This is a genomic window from Enterobacter cloacae complex sp. 6730903 (assembly GCF_048283985.1).
GTDB classification, from domain to species: domain Bacteria; phylum Pseudomonadota; class Gammaproteobacteria; order Enterobacterales; family Enterobacteriaceae; genus Enterobacter; species Enterobacter hormaechei_C.
In genome coordinates this window covers 69,609-90,131 of record NZ_JBLVXX010000007.1, presented here as the reverse complement: position 1 = coordinate 90,131, position 20,523 = coordinate 69,609, and the positions used below count along the sequence as shown (strand labels likewise).

General features: G+C 54.9%; 20 protein-coding genes and 1 riboswitch. Of the genes, 9 read left to right on the top strand and 11 right to left on the bottom strand.

Features of this window, described 5'->3' with window-relative positions:
- Positions 1–13: 13 nt before the first annotated feature.
- From ftsL to leuO, 7 genes are all read right to left on the bottom strand, one after another.
- Positions 14–379 carry a cell division protein FtsL gene (ftsL, locus tag ACNQ0W_RS05510; protein WP_003856363.1) on the bottom strand — a complete coding sequence of 122 codons (366 nt, stop codon included), beginning with the start codon at positions 377–379 and terminating at the stop codon, positions 14–16.
- Entirely contained in the window at positions 376–1,317 is a 942-nt protein-coding gene (gene rsmH, locus ACNQ0W_RS05505) for a 16S rRNA (cytosine(1402)-N(4))-methyltransferase RsmH (protein ID WP_062932363.1), read from the bottom strand. The genes ftsL and rsmH overlap by 4 nt, the downstream gene beginning before the upstream one ends.
- A gap of 2 nt (positions 1,318–1,319) precedes the next feature.
- On the bottom strand, positions 1,320–1,778 hold the full coding sequence (mraZ, locus tag ACNQ0W_RS05500) for a division/cell wall cluster transcriptional repressor MraZ (RefSeq protein ID WP_014830641.1): 459 nt from the start codon (positions 1,776–1,778) through the stop codon (positions 1,320–1,322).
- Positions 1,779–2,369: 591 nt separating this feature from the next.
- A complete protein-coding gene (gene cra / locus ACNQ0W_RS05495; protein WP_003856369.1) occupies positions 2,370–3,374 on the bottom strand; it encodes a catabolite repressor/activator in 1,005 nt (334 codons plus the stop codon).
- Between the two features lie 179 nt (positions 3,375–3,553).
- On the bottom strand, positions 3,554–4,045 hold the full coding sequence (ilvN, locus tag ACNQ0W_RS05490) for an acetolactate synthase small subunit (protein ID WP_003856371.1): 492 nt from the start codon (positions 4,043–4,045) through the stop codon (positions 3,554–3,556).
- Between the two features lies 1 nt (position 4,046).
- Positions 4,047–5,771, bottom strand: coding sequence for an acetolactate synthase 3 large subunit (ilvI, locus tag ACNQ0W_RS05485; protein ID WP_062932364.1), 1,725 nt, complete (start codon positions 5,769–5,771; stop codon positions 4,047–4,049).
- Between the two features lie 376 nt (positions 5,772–6,147).
- On the bottom strand, positions 6,148–7,092 hold the full coding sequence (gene leuO / locus ACNQ0W_RS05480; RefSeq protein WP_047051322.1) for a transcriptional regulator LeuO: 945 nt from the start codon (positions 7,090–7,092) through the stop codon (positions 6,148–6,150).
- 628 nt (positions 7,093–7,720) lie between these two features.
- Here leuO and leuL point away from each other — a divergent pair.
- From leuL to leuD, 5 genes are all read left to right on the top strand, one after another.
- Positions 7,721–7,807 (top strand): leu operon leader peptide, encoded by an 87-nt coding sequence (gene leuL / locus ACNQ0W_RS05475; protein WP_057979999.1) that lies wholly within the window; start codon positions 7,721–7,723, stop codon positions 7,805–7,807.
- 91 nt (positions 7,808–7,898) lie between these two features.
- Positions 7,899–9,470: a 2-isopropylmalate synthase gene (leuA, locus tag ACNQ0W_RS05470; protein ID WP_047051323.1), complete on the top strand. Its 1,572-nt coding sequence runs from the start codon at positions 7,899–7,901 to the stop codon at positions 9,468–9,470.
- On the top strand, positions 9,470–10,561 hold the full coding sequence (leuB, locus tag ACNQ0W_RS05465) for a 3-isopropylmalate dehydrogenase (RefSeq protein WP_116329839.1): 1,092 nt from the start codon (positions 9,470–9,472) through the stop codon (positions 10,559–10,561). The genes leuA and leuB overlap by 1 nt, the downstream gene beginning before the upstream one ends.
- Positions 10,562–10,563: 2 nt before the next feature.
- The gene (gene leuC / locus ACNQ0W_RS05460) at positions 10,564–11,964 is read left to right on the top strand and encodes a 3-isopropylmalate dehydratase large subunit (protein ID WP_062932365.1); all 1,401 of its coding nucleotides are present in this window, start codon (positions 10,564–10,566) and stop codon (positions 11,962–11,964) included.
- Positions 11,965–11,974: 10 nt separating this feature from the next.
- On the top strand, positions 11,975–12,580 hold the full coding sequence (gene leuD, locus ACNQ0W_RS05455; protein WP_032670569.1) for a 3-isopropylmalate dehydratase small subunit: 606 nt from the start codon (positions 11,975–11,977) through the stop codon (positions 12,578–12,580).
- Positions 12,581–12,672: 92 nt separating this feature from the next.
- On the opposite strand, the gene ACNQ0W_RS05450 is transcribed toward leuD, so the two are convergent.
- The 3 genes from ACNQ0W_RS05450 to sgrT form a co-directional block, all read right to left on the bottom strand.
- Positions 12,673–12,825: a Hok/Gef family protein gene (locus tag ACNQ0W_RS05450; RefSeq protein WP_010427008.1), complete on the bottom strand. Its 153-nt coding sequence runs from the start codon at positions 12,823–12,825 to the stop codon at positions 12,673–12,675.
- A gap of 217 nt (positions 12,826–13,042) precedes the next feature.
- On the bottom strand, positions 13,043–14,221 hold the full coding sequence (locus ACNQ0W_RS05445) for a sugar efflux transporter (protein WP_062932366.1): 1,179 nt from the start codon (positions 14,219–14,221) through the stop codon (positions 13,043–13,045).
- Between the two features lie 121 nt (positions 14,222–14,342).
- Positions 14,343–14,495, bottom strand: a complete 153-nt coding sequence (sgrT, locus tag ACNQ0W_RS05440) for a glucose uptake inhibitor SgrT (RefSeq protein ID WP_023303076.1) — start codon at positions 14,493–14,495, stop codon at positions 14,343–14,345.
- Between the two features lie 88 nt (positions 14,496–14,583).
- Between sgrT and sgrR the strand changes: the two genes are divergently transcribed.
- From sgrR to thiQ, 4 genes are all read left to right on the top strand, one after another.
- Positions 14,584–16,239, top strand: a complete 1,656-nt coding sequence (gene sgrR / locus ACNQ0W_RS05435) for an HTH-type transcriptional regulator SgrR (protein WP_048982950.1) — start codon at positions 14,584–14,586, stop codon at positions 16,237–16,239.
- A gap of 36 nt (positions 16,240–16,275) precedes the next feature.
- A riboswitch (TPP riboswitch) is annotated at positions 16,276–16,376 on the top strand.
- Positions 16,377–16,407: 31 nt separating this feature from the next.
- Positions 16,408–17,391, top strand: a complete 984-nt coding sequence (gene thiB / locus ACNQ0W_RS05430; protein ID WP_062932367.1) for a thiamine ABC transporter substrate binding subunit — start codon at positions 16,408–16,410, stop codon at positions 17,389–17,391.
- Positions 17,367–18,977, top strand: coding sequence for a thiamine/thiamine pyrophosphate ABC transporter permease ThiP (gene thiP, locus ACNQ0W_RS05425; protein ID WP_062932368.1), 1,611 nt, complete (start codon positions 17,367–17,369; stop codon positions 18,975–18,977). The genes thiB and thiP overlap by 25 nt, the downstream gene beginning before the upstream one ends.
- Positions 18,961–19,662, top strand: a complete 702-nt coding sequence (gene thiQ, locus ACNQ0W_RS05420) for a thiamine ABC transporter ATP-binding protein ThiQ (RefSeq protein ID WP_047055968.1) — start codon at positions 18,961–18,963, stop codon at positions 19,660–19,662. The genes thiP and thiQ overlap by 17 nt, the downstream gene beginning before the upstream one ends.
- A gap of 43 nt (positions 19,663–19,705) precedes the next feature.
- On the opposite strand, the gene ACNQ0W_RS05415 is transcribed toward thiQ, so the two are convergent.
- Complete coding sequence (locus tag ACNQ0W_RS05415) at positions 19,706–20,473, bottom strand: DedA family protein (protein ID WP_015572658.1); 768 nt, start codon at positions 20,471–20,473, stop codon at positions 19,706–19,708.
- Between the last annotated feature and the right edge of the window lie 50 nt (positions 20,474–20,523).

The window sequence follows — 20,523 nt, the reverse complement described above, 5'->3', positions numbered from 1 at the left end:
GTCGCGTTTTCCCTTATTTTTGTACTACGATATTTTCCTGCGAAGGATCAACATGCTGTAATTGCAGTTTTTCCGTTGCGATCCGTTCAACCCGGCTGTGATCGCCGAGCGCGTTTTCTTCAAGGATCAGATTTCGCCATTCAATATCCAGCGCATCGCGTTCCAGTACCATCTGTTCGCGCTGCGCAGTTAATAAACGGGTATGGTGAGCGGTGGTGACCACCATAACTGCCGTCACAATGATGCAAATGAACAAGCAGAGTGGCAGCTTCCCAAACCGCAAAAGATCGTCGCCGATCACGCCAGGCAAGGCATGGCGCTCGTTGCTTCCTAACGATCCCTTAACTTTGCTTAGGGTCTCTGTCACTCTGCTGATCATGCGTTCGTCCTCTCTGCAATACGCAGCACTGAACTACGGGCACGTGGATTCTCTGCCACCTCTTCTTCGCCCGGCATCAACTTGCCTAATGCTCGCAACTGACGGCCTCCCAGCTTTCTGAGTTGTTCTTCCGTCATCGGCAGCCCAGCTGGAACCTGCGGACCGCGGCTCTGTTCACGCATAAAGCGTTTTACGATGCGATCTTCCAGCGAATGGAAGCTGATGATGGATAACCGCCCACCCGGGGCCAGCACGTCGAGCGAGCTTTTTAGCGCCAGCTCTATTTCCTCCAGTTCACTGTTTACCCAAATACGAACCGCCTGGAAGGTACGGGTCGCAGGATGTTTGTGCTTGTCCTTCACCGGCGTTGCCGCCGCGATGACTTCTGCCAGCTCTTTGGTGCGGGTCATTGGCTCAACGCGGTTGCGCTCCACGATGGCGCGCGCAATACGTTTGCCAAAGCGTTCTTCACCGAAGGTTTTGATTACCCAGGCGATATCCGCTTCGTCAGCAGTTTGTAACCATTCAGCGGCAGACTGGCCGCGAGTGGGGTCCATACGCATATCCAGCGGTCCATCTCGCATAAAGGAGAAGCCGCGTTCTGCATCATCAAGCTGTGGTGAAGAGACGCCAAGATCGAGGAGAATCCCGTCGATCTTGCCGGTCAGGCCGCGCTCAGCGACATACTCCGCAAGCGCAGAGAAAGGTCCATGGACGATGGAAAAGCGAGGATCATCGATGGTTTGCGCAACGGCAATCGCCTGCGGATCGCGGTCAATTGCCAGCAGGCGTCCTTCCGCTCCAAGCTGGGAGAGGATCAAACGCGAGTGACCACCGCGACCAAAAGTGCCATCAATATAGATGCCGTCTAGACGAATATTCAGGCCGTTAACGGCCTCATCCAGCAGCACCGTTGTATGTTTATAATTTTCCATCATATTTATAGAGACAAGTCCTGCAGCCGTTCCGATAATGTTGCGGAATCAGACTGCTCAGCGTCGATATCTTCCTTGACCTGTTGATACCAGGTCGTTTCGTCCCACAGTTCAAACTTGTTGAACTGCCCGACCAGCATCACTTCTTTAGTCAGACCGGCATGTTGTCGCAACACAGGCGCAATCAATAATCGCCCGGCGCTATCCATCTGACATTCACTGGCATGTCCCAATAACAACCGCTGCACGCGGCGTTCTTGCGGATTCATGCTCGACAGTCGCGACAGCTTTTGCTCAATGATTTCCCATTCAGGCAAAGGGTAAAGCAGCAGGCAGGGGGAGTTGATGTCAATGGTGCAAACCAGTTGACCCGAAGCGTTCTCAATCAGCTGGTCGCGGTATCGGGTTGGTACCGATAAACGCCCTTTGCTGTCGAGATTGACTAACGTTGCTCCACGGAACATGCCAGCCTCACCCCTCCTCACCACTTTAACCCACAAATTCCCACCTGAAGGAGTTTACGGAGCGAGGGAAAAGCTTGTCAAGCCAGGACTCTCTCTATACCGGCGCGAAAGCACCGTATTTACAGAGCAAGAGTGACCTGGCTAATAACTACACAACTGGCGAGGCAAAATTAACGTTATGAATATTTGTAAGAAAAAAACCGAATATGCACACGAGCGTTAAGACTCACTCAATATCATCGCAGGGAAATATAAAGTGTCAGTTTGCGACGCGGGCAGCATTTTAAGGCATATCGCCGGGGGATAACAGCACCAGATTAAGCGCAAGGCAATATGGATTCGTTCGTGTACATTGAGGGCTGAAGGGGAGTGTAAAAAATGGCTGAATATTCATCGGCTGGCGGCTGTTTGTAACAAAACAATACAAAAGAATGCCCGTTAAAAATTATAATTGCGCTTTTTAACGCCAAAACGGATTCAGAAAAATAGCCAGCTAAGAATCTTAGAGATAAATCCTAATTTTTATCCGGGAATTATTTCCCGCAATAAATGCACCGCAAAAGGGGCAGTTTTACCGCCCCTGTGGAAATATTAATGGCGACTCAAAATTCCGCGCCGATAGAGATTACGTTTGATACGCGTAAGCCCGGGTTTCGGTTTGCGGGGTTCATCCAGGCTTGCGAGAACAATCTCAAGCACGCGCTCGGCGACGTCGCGGTGGCGCTGGGCCACGGCCAGCACCGGACATTGCAGGAAGTCGAGCAGTTCGTTATCGCCGAAGGTCGCAATCGCCAGATCGGATGGCAGTTTGCCATCGCGACGTAACGTCACATCCATCACTCCCTGCAACAGGGCAAACGAGGTGGTAAACAACGCCTGCGGCATCGGGTGCGTTTCCAGCCATTTCTCGAACAGCTGAGCAGCCGCTTCGCGCTCATAGCTGTTGGCATACAGATAATGAACGTCACGCGGATCGTCTTTCCACGCCGTACGGAACCCTTGTTCACGCAGGAAGCTTACGGACAGTTCAGGCAACGCGCCAAGATAGAGCACCGTTTCCGCCGGGAAGGTACGCAGCTCGGCAGCCAGCATTTCTGCATCGTCCTGATCGGCACCGACGACGCTGGTGAAATGTTCACGATCCAGCGCACGATCCAGCGCCACAATCGGGAACGGATCGTTCGCCCAGCGCTGATAGAAAGGATGCTCGGGTGGTAAAGAGGTCGACACGATGATGGCGTCAACCTGACGTTGCAGCAGATGCTCAATACAGCGCATCTCGTTGTCGGGCTGATCCTCGGAGCAGGCAATCAACAGCTGATAGCCCCGCTGACGCGCCTGACGTTCCAGATAGTTGGCGATGCGGGTATAGCTGGTGTTTTCCAGGTCCGGGATCACCAGGCCAATCGAGCGGGTGCGCCCGGCACGTAAACCAGCGGCGACAGCATTCGGATGGTAATTATGCTCACGAACGACTGCCATCACTTTCTCAACGGTCTTATCGCTGACACGATACTGCTTTGCTTTACCGTTAATCACATAGCTGGCCGTGGTTCTCGACACGCCGGCGAGCCGGGCGATTTCATCCAGTTTCACAATTGCCCCTCAAAAAAAGAAAAAAGTCCATGGCCCTGTCAAGGTTATGGTTAAATATTTTAACATCTAAACGCAGAATAGCTTTCACGGCAACCGCTTTTGTCCGCGTTGTCGGTGAATTACGCAAAAAAAAGCCCGGCTTTGGCTACCGGGCTGAAAGAGGCGAACCTTTTGCGCAACTAACGCATGATTTTATCGCCGCGCGAGAGGCCAACAACGCCAGAGCGCGCAACTTCAACAATTTTTGCCACATCCCTGACGGAGGCCAGGAACGCATCCAGCTTATCGCTCGTTCCGGCAAGCTGCACAGTATATATAGAAGGCGTGACGTCGATGATCTGCCCACGGAAGATATCCGTGTTGCGCTTGACCTCTTCCCGACCGTAACCGCTCGCCTGAATCTTCACCAGCATCACTTCACGTTCAACGTAAGCCCCCTGCCCCAGCTCGCTGACGCGCAACACGTCCACCAGCTTGTGCAACTGCTTTTCGATCTGCTCAAGCACTTTCGCATCGCCGACGGTCTGGATCGTCATGCGGGAGAGCGTCGGGTCATCGGTCGGCGCAACGGTCAGGCTTTCAATGTTATAGCCGCGCTGCGCAAAAAGCCCAATGACGCGTGACAGTGCGCCCGACTCATTTTCCAGTAATACAGATAATATCCGGCGCATATCAGGTTCTCTCCGTTTTGCTTAACCACATTTCATCCATACCGCCGCCACGGATATGCATCGGATAAACGTGCTCTGTGCCGTCGACGATGACGTCCATGAAGACGAGGCGATTGTTTTTAACGTGCTCAAGCGCTTCGCCGAGCTTCGCTTCCAGCTCTGACGGATCGGTTACCCGCATGCCAATATGACCATAGGCTTCAGCCAGACGGACAAAGTCCGGAAGTGACTTCATATAAGACTGAGAGTGTCGGCCAGAATAAATCATATCCTGCCACTGCTTCACCATACCGAGGTAACCGTTATTCAGGTTCAGCACCAGCACTGGCAACTCATATTGCAGCGCAGTAGAAAGCTCCTGAATATTCATCTGTATGCTGCCATCACCCGTCACGCAGATAACCGTTTCGTTCGGCAACGCCAGCTTCACCCCCAGCGCGGCGGGCAGACCAAAGCCCATCGTGCCGAGCCCGCCAGAGTTGATCCAGCGACGCGGTTTATCAAACGGGTAGTACAGCGCAGCGAACATCTGATGCTGGCCCACGTCAGAAGTGACATACGCATCGCCATTGGTCAGACGCCAGATCGTCTCGATCACCGCCTGCGGCTTGATGTTCTCACTCTGCGTGTCGTATTTAAGGCACTGACGGCCACGCCATTGTTCGATTTGCTGCCACCAGTCGCGGATCTCGTCCAGCGGTTGAGACGCGGTCTCCTGCGCCAGCAGATCCAACATTTGATCCAGCACCTGTCGTGCATCCCCCACGATCGGCACATCCGCCGGCACCGTTTTAGAGATTGAAGTCGGATCGATATCAATGTGCAGCACCGTCGCATTCGGACAGTATTTCGCCAGGTTATTGGTGGTACGATCGTCAAAACGCACGCCGACGGCAAAAATCACATCAGAATGGTGCATCGTCATATTGGCTTCATAGGTGCCGTGCATACCCAGCATGCCCAGCGCCTGACGGTGGGTAGCCGGAAATGCCCCCAGCCCCATCAGCGATGACGCGACAGGAAGATTCAGCTTCTCAATCAGTTCACGCAGTTGCGTTTCACAGGCTGCATTGACGGCGCCGCCCCCTACATAGACTACGGGCTTTTTCGCAGCCAGCAGCGTTTGCAGCGCACGCTTAATCTGGCCTTTGTGCCCTTGCGTCGTCGGATTATATGAACGCATGCTCACCGACTCAGGCCACAGGTAAGGCAGTTTATTTGCGGAATTGAGAATATCTTTTGGCAGATCGACAACCACAGGCCCAGGACGACCGCTGGCGGCCAGCCAGAAGGCTTTTTTCAGTACGCCCGGAATGTCTTCCGTTTGCTTAACCAGAAAGCTGTGCTTCACCACGGGGCGTGAGATCCCCACCATGTCGCATTCCTGAAACGCATCATAGCCAATCAGTGACGTCGCCACCTGTCCGGAGAGAATGACCAGTGGAATGGAGTCCATATACGCAGTCGCAATGCCGGTGATGGCATTGGTCGCTCCCGGTCCGGAAGTGACCAGCACAACACCCACCTCGCCCGTGGCGCGGGCCAGGCCGTCAGCCATATGCACAGCAGCCTGTTCATGACGAACCAGAACATGATCAATACCGCCTACCGTGTGCAGCGCGTCATAAATATCAAGAACCGCGCCTCCGGGATAGCCGAACACTTGCTTCACGCCCTGATCGATAAGCGATCGGACGACCATTTCCGCGCCAGACAACATCTCCATGCTTTGCCTCCAGGCTTTTGTTATAGACGGACAGCAGAATTCATTTCCGCGCCGTCTTCTGACAGGGTGAACCCATCTTATAATGTGCAGAGTGATGAATACCTTAACCGCTCGTTATGAGGCAGGCAATTATCAAACGGAATGCGGGAATGGGTAATAAAAGCAGAAAAAACAGCTGTCAGACACGAATATGGTGAATTCGTCTGGTATGAGGGGAGACGCTAATAATTCATCTCTTAAAAAGAGGATGGATCAGGAAATCATCTATTTTTAAGCCGCCCTGAGCGTCTGGAAAAATTAGAACAGAACAAAATATTGCCCACATAAAAAATCACAGAATAAACCGCATGGCGCCATGCGGTTTATTCACCCTGACTTATCGACGACAAATATTGATCAGCAGCTCTTCCATCCACTGATGCCCTTTATCACGACCCGCGGCTTCATGCCAGGAAAGATAACAGGTACGGCTGTTCAGCTTGAGCGGCAGAGGTAAAATTTGCAGGCTCAGCGATTCGGAGAACTCTTCAGCAAGCCAGCGCGGTGCAATAGCGACTAGCTGCGTCTGAGAGACGACATTTAATACGCTGACCATCGCCATTCCCTGATAGGCCACGCTGGCTTGTTTATCGGCTGTGTCATACCACGGCTGACTGAACGAAGCATATCTGTCCAGAGCAACAACGGCATGCTGCTCGCTGTAAACATCGCTTTCACGCAGCGGTGAATTCATGCGTGGATGTTTTTTGCTGGCGACTAGCACCATTTCATCTTTAAACAACGGAACACAGGCAAACTCTGGACGGCGAAACTCTTCATAGCCCAGAACGAACTCCGTTTCCTGATAACGTAGCTGGTGCTCGGTATTTTGATTTAATGATGATTTAAAAACGAGATGAATATTAGGGGCAATCTGTTCAACTTTATTATATATAACAGACGTCAAATAATTGTCTAACGGACTGCAAACACAGAGATGGAAAACTCGTTCACTGCTTAAAGGTTCAAAACCCGAGCCGGGAAGCTCATTTTGTACCAGCTGTAGCGCCTGACGAATCGAACCGAATAGCTGGAATGCACGCGCCGTGGGCTGGATACCTCTTCCATACCGGACGAATAACTCGTCGTTAAACATCACCTTAAGTCTGGCTACGGCATTACTCACGGCAGGTTGAGACATTCCCAGAGATTGCGCTGCTCGCGTAATATTCTGCTCCTGCATAACGGCATCAAATACAGTTAACAGGTTGAGATCCACTGTGCGTAACTGAGGCTTAACCCCATCATAAGGCTGTGGTTGGTTAATATTATTTTCTGGCATTTCTGACTCCACTGTCACGCTAAATTCCCTTTGCCAAAGTACAGTAATAACTTCGAAAAATATGATTTACCATGCATATACAACAAGCGAAAGGGAATTATTTAAAATTCGGAATATATAAAGAACCCCCATTTAAGAGATGGCATTTCGCATCCCATAAATGAAGAGCTAAAAATCGTTCAAATGATATCTATAACTTTAATGTAGGCATGAAACCATAAACCAGGGAAATATACAATCACCGCCTTCGTTAATAATAACTTAAGTATTATTAAACTATGAAGGGCAGACACCGCGATTTCATTAACAAAATGATATCAATATTGATAACTTTCCCACTCGCGACTCATTCATGAAACTTATAACTCAATGAAATGAAACACATTCCGTTTCACGGCATATCGGTAAAAATACTGTGTTCAATTGCTACCAATTATATTCAAATTATTCCAGAGATGAATCGCCAGTCCAATAATAGACAATTAAAGCGGTTAGCTACGTAAAAACCAGCACAATTAGCTAATGTGTTTATCCTGTGCTGAGTGGCCGTTTTGCCTGAGAGGGGTTGACATGCGCCAGCGTATCCAGTACCACTAAAAGCATATCGCATTCACCTGGAGCACGATTCATGATTCGCACCCTTCGTTTCACCGGTCTACTACTACTAAACGCATCCACTGTGCGCGGTAGACTGGCGGGCGAAATTCAGCGTTGAATCGTCTTCAGTAAAACTAAAAACCCGCGCCACTGCGCGGGTTTTTTTATGCTCGTAGCAAGGCGCCCTAAGACTGACAAGGACCTAACCCATGAGCCAGCAAGTCGTTATTTTCGATACTACTTTACGTGACGGTGAACAGGCATTACAGGCGAGCCTGAGTGTTAAAGAAAAACTGCAAATTGCGCTGGCCCTCGAACGCATGGGTGTAGACGTAATGGAAGTCGGTTTTCCCGTCTCCTCGCCGGGTGATTTCGAGTCAGTACAGACCATCGCCCGCACCATCAAAAACAGCCGCGTGTGCGGTCTGGCTCGCTGCGTAGAGAAAGATATTGATGTGGCCGCGGAATCCCTGAAAGTTGCAGAAGCTTTCCGTATCCATACATTCATTGCCACCTCCCCCATGCACATTGCGACCAAGCTGCGCAGTACGCTGGATGAAGTGATCGAACGTGCGGTGTATATGGTCAAACGCGCGCGTAACTACACTGATGACGTCGAATTCTCCTGTGAAGATGCAGGCCGCACGCCGATTGACGATTTGGCCCGTGTAGTGGAAGCCGCGATTAATGCCGGAGCCAGAACCATCAACATCCCGGACACCGTCGGCTACACCATGCCGTTTGAGTTCTCCAGCATCATCACCGGTCTGTACGATCGCGTGCCAAATATTGATAAAGCCATCATCTCCGTGCATACCCATGACGATTTGGGCCTGGCTGTGGGCAATGCCATCGCCGCCGTCCACGCCGGCGCGCGTCAGGTAGAAGGGGCAATGAATGGCATTGGTGAACGTGCCGGCAACTGCTCGCTGGAAGAAGTGATCATGGCGATCAAAGTGCGCAAAGACATTATGAACGTGCACACTCGCATCAATCACAACGAAATCTGGCGCACCAGCCAGACCGTGAGCCAGATTTGCAACATGCCGATCCCGGCGAACAAGGCGATTGTTGGGGCTGGCGCGTTCGCTCACTCCTCCGGTATTCACCAGGATGGCGTGCTGAAGAACCGTGAAAACTACGAAATCATGACTCCGGAATCCATCGGTCTGAACCAGGTTCAGCTGAACCTGACCTCACGCTCTGGCCGCGCGGCGGTAAAACACCGTATGGAAGAGATGGGTTATAAGGACAGCGATTACAACATGGATCAGCTGTACGACGCATTCCTGAAGCTGGCTGACAAAAAAGGCCAGGTCTTCGATTACGACCTGGAAGCGCTGGCATTCATCAATAAACAGCAGGAAGAGCCAGAGCACTTCCGTCTGGACTACTTCACCGTTCAGTCAGGTTCAAGCGATATCGCTACCGCCTCCGTCAAGCTGGCCTGCGGCGATGAAATTAAAGCGGAAGCCGCCAACGGTAACGGCCCTGTGGATGCCATTTACCAGGCGATTAACCGCGTCACTGAGTACGACGTAGAGCTGGTGAAATACGACCTGACGGCAAAAGGGCACGGTAAAGACGCCCTGGGCCAGGTTGATATCGTCGTCAACTACAACGGTCGCCGCTTCCACGGTGTGGGTCTGGCGACAGATATCGTCGAATCCTCCGCGAAAGCGATGGTGCATGTCCTGAATAACATCTGGCGCGCCGCCGAAGTCGAAAAAGAGTTGCAACGCAAAGCTCAGAATAAAGAGAACAACAAGGAAACCGTGTGATGTCGAAGAATTACCATATTGCTGTGTTGCCGGGTGACGGTATTGGCCCGGAAGTGATGGCACAGGCGCTGAAAGTACTGGAAGCTGTTCGTTCGCGTTTTGCGATGAAAATTACCACCAGCTACTACGACGTGGGTGGTATTGCGATTGATAACCACGGTACTCCCCTGCCGAAAGGGACTGTAGAAGGCTGCGAAAATGCCGATGCCGTTCTGTTTGGCTCCGTGGGCGGCCCAAAGTGGGAACACCTGCCGCCAGCAGAGCAGCCGGAGCGCGGTGCGCTGCTGCCGCTGCGTAAACACTTCAAACTGTTCAGCAACCTGCGTCCGGCGAAGCTGTACCCGGGGCTGGAAGAATTTTGCCCGCTGCGCGCGGATATCGCGGCCAACGGTTTCGACATCCTGTGCGTGCGTGAGCTGACCGGCGGCATCTACTTCGGTCAGCCAAAAGGTCGCGAAGGCAGCGGTCAGCATGAGAAAGCATTTGATACCGAGGTTTATCACCGTTTTGAAATTGAACGTATCGCCCATATCGCGTTTGAGTCAGCGCGCAAACGCCGCCGTAAAGTGACCTCGATTGATAAAGCAAACGTGCTCCAGTCGTCCATTTTGTGGCGCGAAATCGTCAGTGAAGTCGCTAAGCAGTACCCGGACGTTGCGCTGTCGCATATGTATATCGACAACGCAACGATGCAGTTGATCAAAGATCCGTCCCAGTTTGACGTGCTGCTGTGCTCCAACCTGTTCGGCGATATTCTCTCGGATGAATGCGCGATGATCACCGGCTCCATGGGCATGCTGCCATCCGCCAGCCTGAACGAAGAAGGCTTTGGTCTGTATGAGCCTGCGGGCGGCTCCGCGCCGGATATCGCAGGCAAGAACATCGCCAACCCGATTGCGCAGATCCTCTCCCTGGCTCTGCTGCTGCGCTACAGCCTGGATGCAGGCGAAGCAGCAACCGCAATTGAAAACGCCATTAACCGGGCGTTAGAAGAAGGCGTCCGTACCGGTGATTTAGCACGCGGCACGGCGGCAGTCAGTACCGATGAAATGGGCGACATCATTGCCCGCTATGTCGCTGAAGGGGTGTAATCATGGCTAAGACGTTATATGAGAAGTTGTTTGATGCGCACGTTGTCTACGAAGCACCAAACGAAACCCCACTGTTGTATATCGACCGTCATCTGGTACACGAAGTGACCTCTCCTCAGGCATTTGACGGCCTGCGCGCGCATAAGCGCCCGGTGCGTCAGCCGGGTAAAACCTTTGCCACGATGGATCACAACGTATCCACTCAGACCAAAGACATCAATGCATCTGGCGAGATGGCGCGTATCCAGATGCAGGAGCTGATTAAGAACTGTAACGAGTTTGGCGTGGAGCTGTACGATCTGAACCATCCCTATCAGGGCATCGTCCACGTAATGGGGCCTGAGCAGGGGATTACGCTGCCGGGCATGACCATCGTCTGCGGCGACTCCCACACCGCGACGCACGGCGCATTTGGCGCCCTGGCGTTCGGGATTGGCACCTCTGAGGTTGAACACGTTCTGGCGACACAGACCCTGAAGCAGGGCCGCGCCAAAACCATGAAGATTGAAGTGAAGGGTAAAGCCGCGCCGGGTATCACCGCGAAAGATATCGTGCTGGCGATTATCGGCAAAACCGGCAGCGCAGGCGGCACTGGTCACGTCGTTGAGTTCTGCGGTGACGCTATCCAGGCGCTGAGCATGGAAGGTCGTATGACCCTGTGCAACATGGCCATAGAGATGGGCGCCAAAGCAGGCCTGGTGGCCCCAGACGAAACCACCTTCAACTATGTGAAGGGCCGTCTGCATGCGCCGAAAGGTCAGGATTTTGACGACGCGGTAGCGTACTGGAAAACCCTGAAAACGGACGAGGGGGCAGTTTTTGATACCGTTGTGACGTTGCAGGCGGAAGAGATCGCCCCGCAGGTCACCTGGGGAACCAACCCGGGTCAGGTGATGTCCGTCAACGACGCCATTCCCGATCCGGCTTCCTTCGCCGATCCGGTCGAGCGCGCCAGTGCGGAAAAAGCGCTGGCTTACATGGGGCTGAAACCCGGCATACCGCTGACCGACGTGAGCATTGATAAAGTATTCATCGGCTCCTGTACCAACTCCCGTATTGAAGATTTACGCGCTGCGGCAGAAATCGCTAAAGGCCGCAAAGTGGCGCCGGGCGTGCAGGCGCTGGTTGTGCCAGGCTCCGGTCCGGTGAAAGCCCAGGCGGAAGCCGAGGGTCTGGATAAGATCTTTATCGACGCAGGCTTCGAGTGGCGCCTGCCGGGTTGCTCCATGTGCCTGGCGATGAACAACGACCGCCTGAATCCGGGTGAGCGCTGTGCTTCCACCAGCAACCGTAACTTTGAAGGCCGTCAGGGCCGCGGTGGGCGCACCCACCTGGTCAGCCCGGCAATGGCCGCCGCTGCGGCAGTCACCGGTCATTTCGCCGATATTCGCAGCCTGAAATAAGGAGACAATCATGGCAGAGAAATTTACCCAACATACGGGCCGGGTTGTCCCGCTGGACGCCGCTAACGTCGATACCGACGCGATCATTCCTAAGCAGTTTTTGCAGAAAGTGACGCGCACGGGTTTTGGTGCGCATCTGTTCAACGACTGGCGTTTCCTCGACGATAAAGGCGAAGTGCCGAACCCGGAATTCGTCCTGAACTTTCCGGAATACAAAGGCGCCTCCATTTTGCTGGCGCGGGAAAACTTTGGCTGCGGATCGTCGCGTGAACATGCGCCATGGGCATTGACCGACTACGGCTTTAAGGTGGTTATCGCCCCAAGCTTCGCGGATATCTTCTACGGCAACAGCTTCAACAACCAGCTGCTGCCGGTGACGCTGAGTGACGAACAGGTCGATGAACTGTTTGCGCTAGTGCAGGCAAATCCGGGGATTTCATTTGAGGTGGATCTGGAAGCAGAAGTGGTGAAAGCCGGTGACAAGTCCTACCGCTTCAGCATTGATGCGTTCCGTCGCCACTGCATGCTGAACGGTCTGGACAGCATTGGCCTGACGCTGCAACACGAAGAGGCTATCTCCGCCTACGAGAAAAAACAGCCTGCGTTTATGGGCTAAAGGCAATGGCCCGCAGGGCGCGGGCCATTGATAAGGGTGCGTTGAGGCTCAACCACTCTGGAGAGGCGGGGAAACTTTCCCCGCCAATACCGCTAACGTTTCGCTTCGTAAGCCAACACTGCCGCCAGCTCTGTTTTCTCCTGTCTGAAGTGCAGCTCACACAGCGAGTCGCGCACCATCCAGGTGAAGATCAACAGCGTCGTACAGATCAGAAACAAACCTAACAGCAGAGTACGTTTTGGCATTCCAGCCTCCTTATTGCTTTTCGGCAATGAAGAGACTAACCTCGCAATGTGGGTTGTGAAGTTAATCTCCCCATCAGTTTTTTTGATGTGGGACTCTCCACTGTTTGCCTCTTGCGAAAGCCTGAGGCAAACAGCCTCAAGCACCCGTCACGCACTCTATGCGCCTTCTCGGCGCCTGTCAGAAAGTCGTTTCATTTCGTGAAGCCGCCTTCCAGAATCAAACGTCTTTTACCCGGCACGTCAGTATCAGCGTGACAAGCGAAATCGCTGCGATCACCCAGTACACGGATGGATGCCCATAGCTTTGCGACAGCGCCCCCTGAATTACCCCTGCCAGAATCACGCCGGTAGAGATACTGTTGGTAAACAGCGTGGTCGCGGAGCCTGCGCGCCCCGGCATTAAATCCTGGAACCAGAGCATGCCTATCCCGGCAACGATGCCGATAAATACCGCGTTAAACAGCTGTAACGCCAGCAAAGCTTCACGCGAATGGAACAGGATCAGCCCCGCGTAGAACGCCACCCCAGCCGCCACGGCGACGACCATCATCCGACGCTTTCCGAAACGTTTTACGTAGTAACCCGCCAGAATCATCGCCGGGATCTCCAGCCCGGCAGCGGTGCCCATCAGGATCCCCGCGAGCTTGTCGGGCAGCCCCAGATCGCTGCTGATCCACAGCGGCATATCGATGATGTACATGGTGTTGCATGTCCACATCAGCGTGGAGGCGATAAACAACATGCGGACGTTTTTATCCTGCCAGCCGCTCACCTGGGTGATGGGCTTGTCCGTCACCTGCTCTACGCGCGCCACCGATGGCAGCGCAAAGGCTATCAGCGCCAGGCTGATGACAAAAATCCCCGCCGCGATGGAAAACATGGTGGTGAAGCCGTAGTTCAGCGCCAGCATAAACGCCAGCGGCGGACCGATGACCCACGCGAGAGAGAGCTGCGCACGCATCACCGAGCTGAACATCACCACTTCCCTCGCCGAGCTGTCGGCGTACTCCCGGGCCAGGGCGAACAGTTGCGGCATGGCGGTGTTCGCCAGAGAGGCCAGCAGCACGCCGCAGGTAATGAGCGTCAGGTAATGGCGGTTGAAGGCAAACAATAACGCGTTGCCCACGGCCATGGCGCAACAAAAGAGGATCAGCTTGCGGCGATCGCCCTGGCTGTCGGATCGTTTCGCCAGCCACAGGCTGACGAGGATCCCGGCAATGGCGTTGACGGTGTAGAACAGGCCCACCCAAAACGGCTGCGCCCCCACCTCGCGGCTGAGAAACAGGCTCAGCGTCGGCGCCTGTAGCGCGCCGGCTACGCCCATCATGAAGGCCACCAGCATAAAAGCGGCGTACACGCCGTTCAGGCGTCGCCCCATCGTCATCAACCAGAGCATGCGCAAGTCCTTATGAAAGCGAATCGAAATTGGGTGAAATAGTAAACGAAAAAAGCCAGCAAAAAACATTTTGCTGGCGGGTGATTAGCACCAATACTCAGTCACACATGATCGAGGCGAGTTAGCGAGAAGAGGTCGATTTCGTAACGTCCCACTGCATCAGATCTTCCAGTATTCTCAGCCGCTGCTCTGCGCACTGGCGGGCCAGCCAGGACACTCCCTTTGTCGCTGAAAAATAGTGCTGATAAAACTGACGTGCGGTAGACCTCTTCATAATTTACCTCCTCGCTTCATCGATAAGGATTATTGGCTTAATATAGGGATTAATAAATTGCTGATTTTTTGTCAGGAGTTCCCCTTTTATGCCTTCCGGTCGTCTGCAACAACAATTTATCCGCCTCTGGCAGTGCTGCGAGGGGCAATCGCAGGAGACCACGCTGAACGAGCTGGCTGAGCTCCTCAACTGCTCCCGGCGTCATATGCGCACGCTCCTTAATACCATGCAGCAGCAGGGCTGGTTAAACTGGGAGGCCGAAGCCGGACGCGGCAAGCGTTCGCGCCTGACTTTCCTTTATACCGGCCTGGCGCTACAGCAACAGCGGGCGGAGGATCTGCTGGAGCAGGACCGCATCGATCAGCTGGTCCAGCTGGTGGGCGACAAAGCCGCCGTGCGCCAGATGCTGGTCTCGCATCTGGGACGCAGCTTTCGTCAGGGACGCCACATTCTGCGGGTGCTTTACTACCGCCCAATGAAAAATCTGTTGCCCGGTACGGCGTTACGTCGCTCTGAAACCCACATGGCCCGGCAGATTTTCAGCGGCCTGACGCGGATAAATGAGGAAAACGGGGAACTGGAAGCGGATATTGCCCATCACTGGCAGCAGGTATCCCCGCTGCACTGGCGCTTCTTTTTACGCCCCGGCATTCATTTCCACCATGGACGCGAGCTGGAGATGCGCGACGTTATCGATTCTTTAGAGCGCGCCCGCACGCTGCCGCTCTATTCGCATATCGCGCGGATCCACTCCCCAACGGCCTGGACGCTGGATATTGAGCTATCGCAGCCGGACAAATGGCTTCCGTGGCTTCTGGGCTACGTCCCCTCAATGATCCTGCCTGCCGAGTGGCGATCCCTGAACAATTTTTCCAGCCAGCCGATTGGTACGGGCCCCTACTCCGTTACACGAAATAACAGTAATCAACTGAAGATCCGCGCCTTTGATGACTATTTTGGCTATCGGGCGTTGATCGACGAAGTGAACGTCTGGGTGTTACCGGATCTCAACGAAGAGCTGAGCGCAGGCCTGACCCTGGAAGGGCCAACAGCCGGTGAAAAGGCGTTCGAAAGCCGCCTGGAGGAGGGTTGCTACTACCTGCTCTTTGATAGCCGCAGCCATCGCGGCGCAAACCACGACGTCCGCAGGTGGATAAGCCATATTCTGGCGCCCGCTAACCTGATTTATCACGCAGAGGAGCAATACCAGACCTGGTGGTTCCCGGCCTATGGCCTGCTCCCACGCTGGCACCATGCGCAGCCCGTCCGCAGCGAAAAGCCTGCCGGACTGGAGACCATCACCCTCAGCTACTATCGCGACCACATTGAGCACCGTTTTCTGGCGAGGATCATGAGCACGCTGCTGGCAGCCGAAGGCGTGACGCTGGCGATACAGGAAGTCGATTATGATGAATGGCATCGCGGAGACGTCATCAGCGATATCTGGCTCAACAGCGCGAATTTTACGCTGCCGCTGGATTTCTCGCTCTTTTCTCACCTGTACGAAGTGCCCCTGATTCAGCACTGTATCAACCGGGACTGGCAACAGGACGCCGCGCGGTGGCGGGCGGGAGAAATGGATCTGGCCGCCTGGTGTCAGGAATTACTGACCGGGCAGACGATCGTACCGCTGATTCACCACTGGCTGCTGATCCAGGGGCAGCGCAGCATGCGCGGTCTGCGGATGAATACCCTCGGCTGGTTTGATTTTAAATCCGCCTGGTTTGCGCCGCCGGAGCCATAACCCTTTCGTAATATTCACCAAATCATTACAATAGCGCCGTTCTCAACGGGGTGCTGCATCACTGATGTGCGCTGAGATAATACCCGTCGAACCTGATCCGGATAACGCCGGCGAAGGGATTTGAGGCTGTCTCTCAAAATCCTTTGCCACTCAACCCTGAGGTGCAAAGTGTTAAAGAACGTTCTTCCTCTGCTGGCGCTGGTTGCGCTGCCTGTTTTTGCAAAGCCTGTTCTGACGGTCTACACCTACGACTCCTTCTCCGCCGACTGGGGCCCCGGCCCGGTGGTAAAAAAAGCCTTTGAAGCCGACTGCAACTGCGAGCTGAAATTCGTGGCGCTGGAAGATGGCGTCTCGCTGCTCAACCGTCTGCGCATGGAAGGCAAAAACAGCAAAGCCGACGTGGTGCTCGGGCTGGATAACAACCTGCTGGAAGCCGCCACCCAAACCAGACTGTTCGCCAAAAGCGGCGTGGCGGCAGATGCCGTCAACGTACCGGGCGGCTGGAAGAACGACACCTTCGTTCCCTTTGATTACGGTTACTTTGCGTTTGTCTACGATAAAAACAAGCTGAAGAATCCGCCTAAAAGCCTGAAAGATCTGGTTGAAAGTGACCAGAAGTGGCGCGTGATTTACGAAGATCCGCGCACCAGCACGCCGGGTCTGGGGCTGCTGCTGTGGATGCAGAAAGTCTACGGGGATAAAGCGCCGGAAGCGTGGCAGAAGCTGGCCGCCAAAACCGTTACCGTCACCAAAGGCTGGAGCGAAGCCTACGGCCTGTTCCTGAAAGGCGAAAGCGATCTGGTGCTGAGCTACACGACCTCTCCGGCCTACCACATTATCGCCGAGAAGAAAGACAACTACGCCGCCGCGAACTTTGCTGAAGGGCATTATTTGCAGGTGGAAGTGGCCGCCCGCACCGCTGCGAGCAAACAGCCGGAGCTTGCCGAAAAATTCCTGAAATTTATGATCTCCCCGGCTTTCCAGAACGCTATTCCGACAGGCAACTGGATGTACCCGGTCACTGACGTTGCGCTGCCGGCGGGCTTTGAGCAGCTAAACAAACCGCAAACCTCTCTGGAATTTACGCCGCAGCAGGTTGCCGCCCAGCGTGCCGCATGGATAAGTGAATGGCAACGCGCCGTCAGCCGCTGATCCCCGGCTGGTTAATTCCCGGGCTGCTCGCCGCCATACTGATGGTGGTCGTCAGCCTGGGTGCATTCCTTGCGCTGTGGTTTAACGCGCCCGAGAGCGATCTGCTTGCCCTCTGGCACGACAGCTATCTCTGGCACGTCATCCGTTTCTCCTTCTGGCAGGCGTTTCTCTCCGCGCTGCTGTCGGCGATCCCGGCCATTTTCCTCGCGCGCGCCCTCTATCGCAGACGTTTCCCCGGCAGGCTTGCCCTGCTGCGGCTGTGCGCGATGACGCTGATCCTGCCCGTACTGGTGGCGGTGTTCGGCATTCTGAGCGTCTACGGTCGGCAGGGCTGGCTGGCATCCCTCTTCAACCTGCTTGGTCTGGAATGGACCTTCTCCCCTTACGGCCTGAAAGGCATTCTGCTGGCGCATATTTTTTTCAATATGCCGATGGCGACGCGCCTCTTTTTACAGGCGCTGGAAAACATTCCCGGTGAGCAGCGCCAGATTGCCGCCCAGCTTGGCATGCGCGGCTGGTCGTTCTTCCGCTTTGTCGAATGGCCGTGGCTGCGACGCCAGATTGCCCCGGTGGCCGCGCTAATCTTTATGCTCTGCTTCGCCAGCTTCGCGACCGTGCTTTCTCTCGGCGGCGGGCCGCAGGCTACCACCATTGAGCTGGCGATCTATCAGGCCTTAAGTTACGACTATGATCCGGGCCGCGCCGCGCTGCTGGCGATGGTGCAGATGGTCTGCTGTCTGGCGCTGGTGTTACTCAGCCAGCGGCTAAGTAAAGCGATCCCCACAGGCAGCAACAACTTGACGGGCTGGCGCGATCCGCAGGACAGCCTGCACAGCCGCATCGCGGATTTTATGCTAATCGCACTGGCACTCCTGCTTCTGTTGCCCCCGCTGCTGGCCGTTATCGTTGATGGCCTGAATCGCAATGTGTTGTCGGTACTGCAACAGCCTGTCCTGTGGCAGGCGACGTGGACCTCATTGCGCATCGCGCTGGCAGCCGGGATCCTGTGCGTGATCCTGACCATGATGCTGCTCTGGAGCAGCCGCGAGCTGTACGCGCGTCATGCCCGTAAAGCCGCACACGCGCTGGAGCTGACGGGTATGCTGATCCTGGCGATGCCGGGCATTGTGCTGGCGACCGGATTCTTTTTACTGTTCAACAGCACCATCGGCCTGCCGGAAAGCGCCGACGGCATCGTCATTTTTACCAACGCACTGATGGCCATCCCTTACGCGCTCAAGGTGCTGGAAAACCCGATGCGCGACGTCAACAGCCGCTACAGTTTGCTGTGTCAGTCGCTGGGCATGCAGGGCTGGCAGCGTCTGAAGGTGGTCGAACTGCGCGCGCTAAAGCGTCCGCTGGCCCAGGCGCTGGCGTTTGCCTGCGTGCTGTCGATTGGCGATTTTGGCGTTGTGGCCCTCTTTGGCAACGAGGATTTCCGCACGCTGCCGTTCTGGCTTTATCAGCAAATTGGCTCCTATCGTAGCCAGGACGGCGCCGTCACGGCACTTTTACTGCTGGTGCTGTGCTTTGCGTTATTTACCGTTATCGAAAAACTTCCGGGGCGTGATGTTAAAACTGACTGATGTAACCTGGCTTTATGAGCACCTGCCAATGCGTTTTACCCTCTCCGTTCGTCAGGGAGAGCGAATCGCAGTGCTTGGCCCCAGCGGGGCCGGAAAAAGTACCCTGCTCAATCTGATTGCCGGTTTTTTGCAGCCTGCCAGCGGGTCGATCGTCATTGATAATGGCGAATATACCTACGCTCCGCCGGCTAAGCGCCCGGTGTCGATGCTGTTTCAGGAAAACAATCTGTTCAATCATCTTACGGTGTGGCAGAACATCGCGCTGGGTATGGATCCGGGGTTAAAACTCAGTGTTGCGCAGCGTCAGACGCTGGAGGCGATCGCCGAACAAATGGGCCTGGCTGCGTTTATCAACAGACTACCGGGTGAGCTTTCCGGCGGCCAGCGCCAGCGCGTGGCGCTGGCGCGCTGTCTGGTGCGCAAGCAGCCGCTGCTGCTGCTCGACGAACCCTTTTCGGCGCTCGACCCGGCCCTGCGTCAGGAGATGCTCTCGCTGGTTGAGGAGGTTTGCGAGCGCGAGCAACTGACGATGCTGATGGTTTCGCATAGCATCGAAGATGCCGCACGCATCGCGCCGCGATCGGTGGTGATCGCGGAGGGACGTATTTTGTGGGATGGGGAAACAGAAGAACTTCTGAGTGGTAAGGCGGGGGCGTCTTCATTGTTGGGTATTCGTGCGGTCTGATGCCCTCACCCTGGCCCTCTCCCACAGGGAGAGGGAAAACACCTTAACGGCTCACCACCTTCAACAGGATCTCACCGTACACCGGCATCAGCGGGTGGCGAATCAGCGCCACCAGCGCCACGACAGCCACCCCCAGCGTCAGCGGGGCCAGCCAGAGCAGGCGAGAGCGCGGAAGATAGCGCGTCAGGCGATCAACACTGGCTTTCGCGCTGCGCCACAGGCGCCAGCAGAGCCAGACCGCCAGCCACAGCAGCACCGCCGTGCCCAGCAGCAGCCACTTGAACTCACCGCTTTGCATACCGTCAGGAATATCGATGGCCGCGCCTGCGAGGATCCCCGGCAGGAAGTAGAACGGCGGCCAGAAGACACAGCCGATGATGTTCGGCACCACAAACTTCGCGACGGGCAGATCCAGCATCCCGGCCACCATCGGCACCAGCGGGCGTGTTGGGCCAACAAAGCGCCCCACAAGGATAGTGAACATGCTGTGCTGGTGCAGCGCGTGCTCGGTTTTATCCAGCAGTGCTTTGTTCTTTTTCATGAACGACCAGCGGTGCAGCGGCTTCTTAAAGCGCCAGCCCAGCCAGAAGGAGATCCAGTCCCCAAGCAAACAACCGATGATACCGGCCATCCACGCCTGCCAGAAATTGACCTCTCCGCTGCCGATAAGCGCCCCAAGCCCCGCCATCATCACGGTGCCGGGCAGGATCAGCCCGACCAGCGCCAGCGACTCCAGAAACGCCACCAGCGCCACGGCGATGAGCGAATACATAACGGACTGGGTAATAAAATGTTCCAGCAATGCCTGCATAACTATTCCGGTCAGAAAACGAATCAGCGATTCTGCTTAGCGCCCTGCAC

Coding starts and splice junctions, on each gene's coding strand:
- ftsL (WP_003856363.1), bottom strand. CDS start 379: ATGATCAGCAGAGTGACAGAGACCCTAAGCAAAGTTAAGGGATCGTTA.
- rsmH (WP_062932363.1), bottom strand. CDS start 1,317: ATGATGGAAAATTATAAACATACAACGGTGCTGCTGGATGAGGCCGTT.
- mraZ (WP_014830641.1), bottom strand. CDS start 1,778: ATGTTCCGTGGAGCAACGTTAGTCAATCTCGACAGCAAAGGGCGTTTA.
- ilvN (WP_003856371.1), bottom strand. CDS start 4,045: ATGCGCCGGATATTATCTGTATTACTGGAAAATGAGTCGGGCGCACTG.
- ilvI (WP_062932364.1), bottom strand. CDS start 5,771: ATGGAGATGTTGTCTGGCGCGGAAATGGTCGTCCGATCGCTTATCGAT.
- leuO (WP_047051322.1), bottom strand. CDS start 7,092: ATGCCAGAAAATAATATTAACCAACCACAGCCTTATGATGGGGTTAAG.
- leuL (WP_057979999.1), top strand. CDS start 7,721: ATGATTCGCACCCTTCGTTTCACCGGTCTACTACTACTAAACGCATCC.
- leuA (WP_047051323.1), top strand. CDS start 7,899: ATGAGCCAGCAAGTCGTTATTTTCGATACTACTTTACGTGACGGTGAA.
- leuB (WP_116329839.1), top strand. CDS start 9,470: ATGTCGAAGAATTACCATATTGCTGTGTTGCCGGGTGACGGTATTGGC.
- leuC (WP_062932365.1), top strand. CDS start 10,564: ATGGCTAAGACGTTATATGAGAAGTTGTTTGATGCGCACGTTGTCTAC.
- leuD (WP_032670569.1), top strand. CDS start 11,975: ATGGCAGAGAAATTTACCCAACATACGGGCCGGGTTGTCCCGCTGGAC.
- ACNQ0W_RS05450 (WP_010427008.1), bottom strand. CDS start 12,825: ATGCCAAAACGTACTCTGCTGTTAGGTTTGTTTCTGATCTGTACGACG.
- ACNQ0W_RS05445 (WP_062932366.1), bottom strand. CDS start 14,221: ATGCTCTGGTTGATGACGATGGGGCGACGCCTGAACGGCGTGTACGCC.
- sgrT (WP_023303076.1), bottom strand. CDS start 14,495: ATGAAGAGGTCTACCGCACGTCAGTTTTATCAGCACTATTTTTCAGCG.
- sgrR (WP_048982950.1), top strand. CDS start 14,584: ATGCCTTCCGGTCGTCTGCAACAACAATTTATCCGCCTCTGGCAGTGC.
- thiP (WP_062932368.1), top strand. CDS start 17,367: ATGGCAACGCGCCGTCAGCCGCTGATCCCCGGCTGGTTAATTCCCGGG.
- thiQ (WP_047055968.1), top strand. CDS start 18,961: ATGTTAAAACTGACTGATGTAACCTGGCTTTATGAGCACCTGCCAATG.
- ACNQ0W_RS05415 (WP_015572658.1), bottom strand. CDS start 20,473: ATGCAGGCATTGCTGGAACATTTTATTACCCAGTCCGTTATGTATTCG.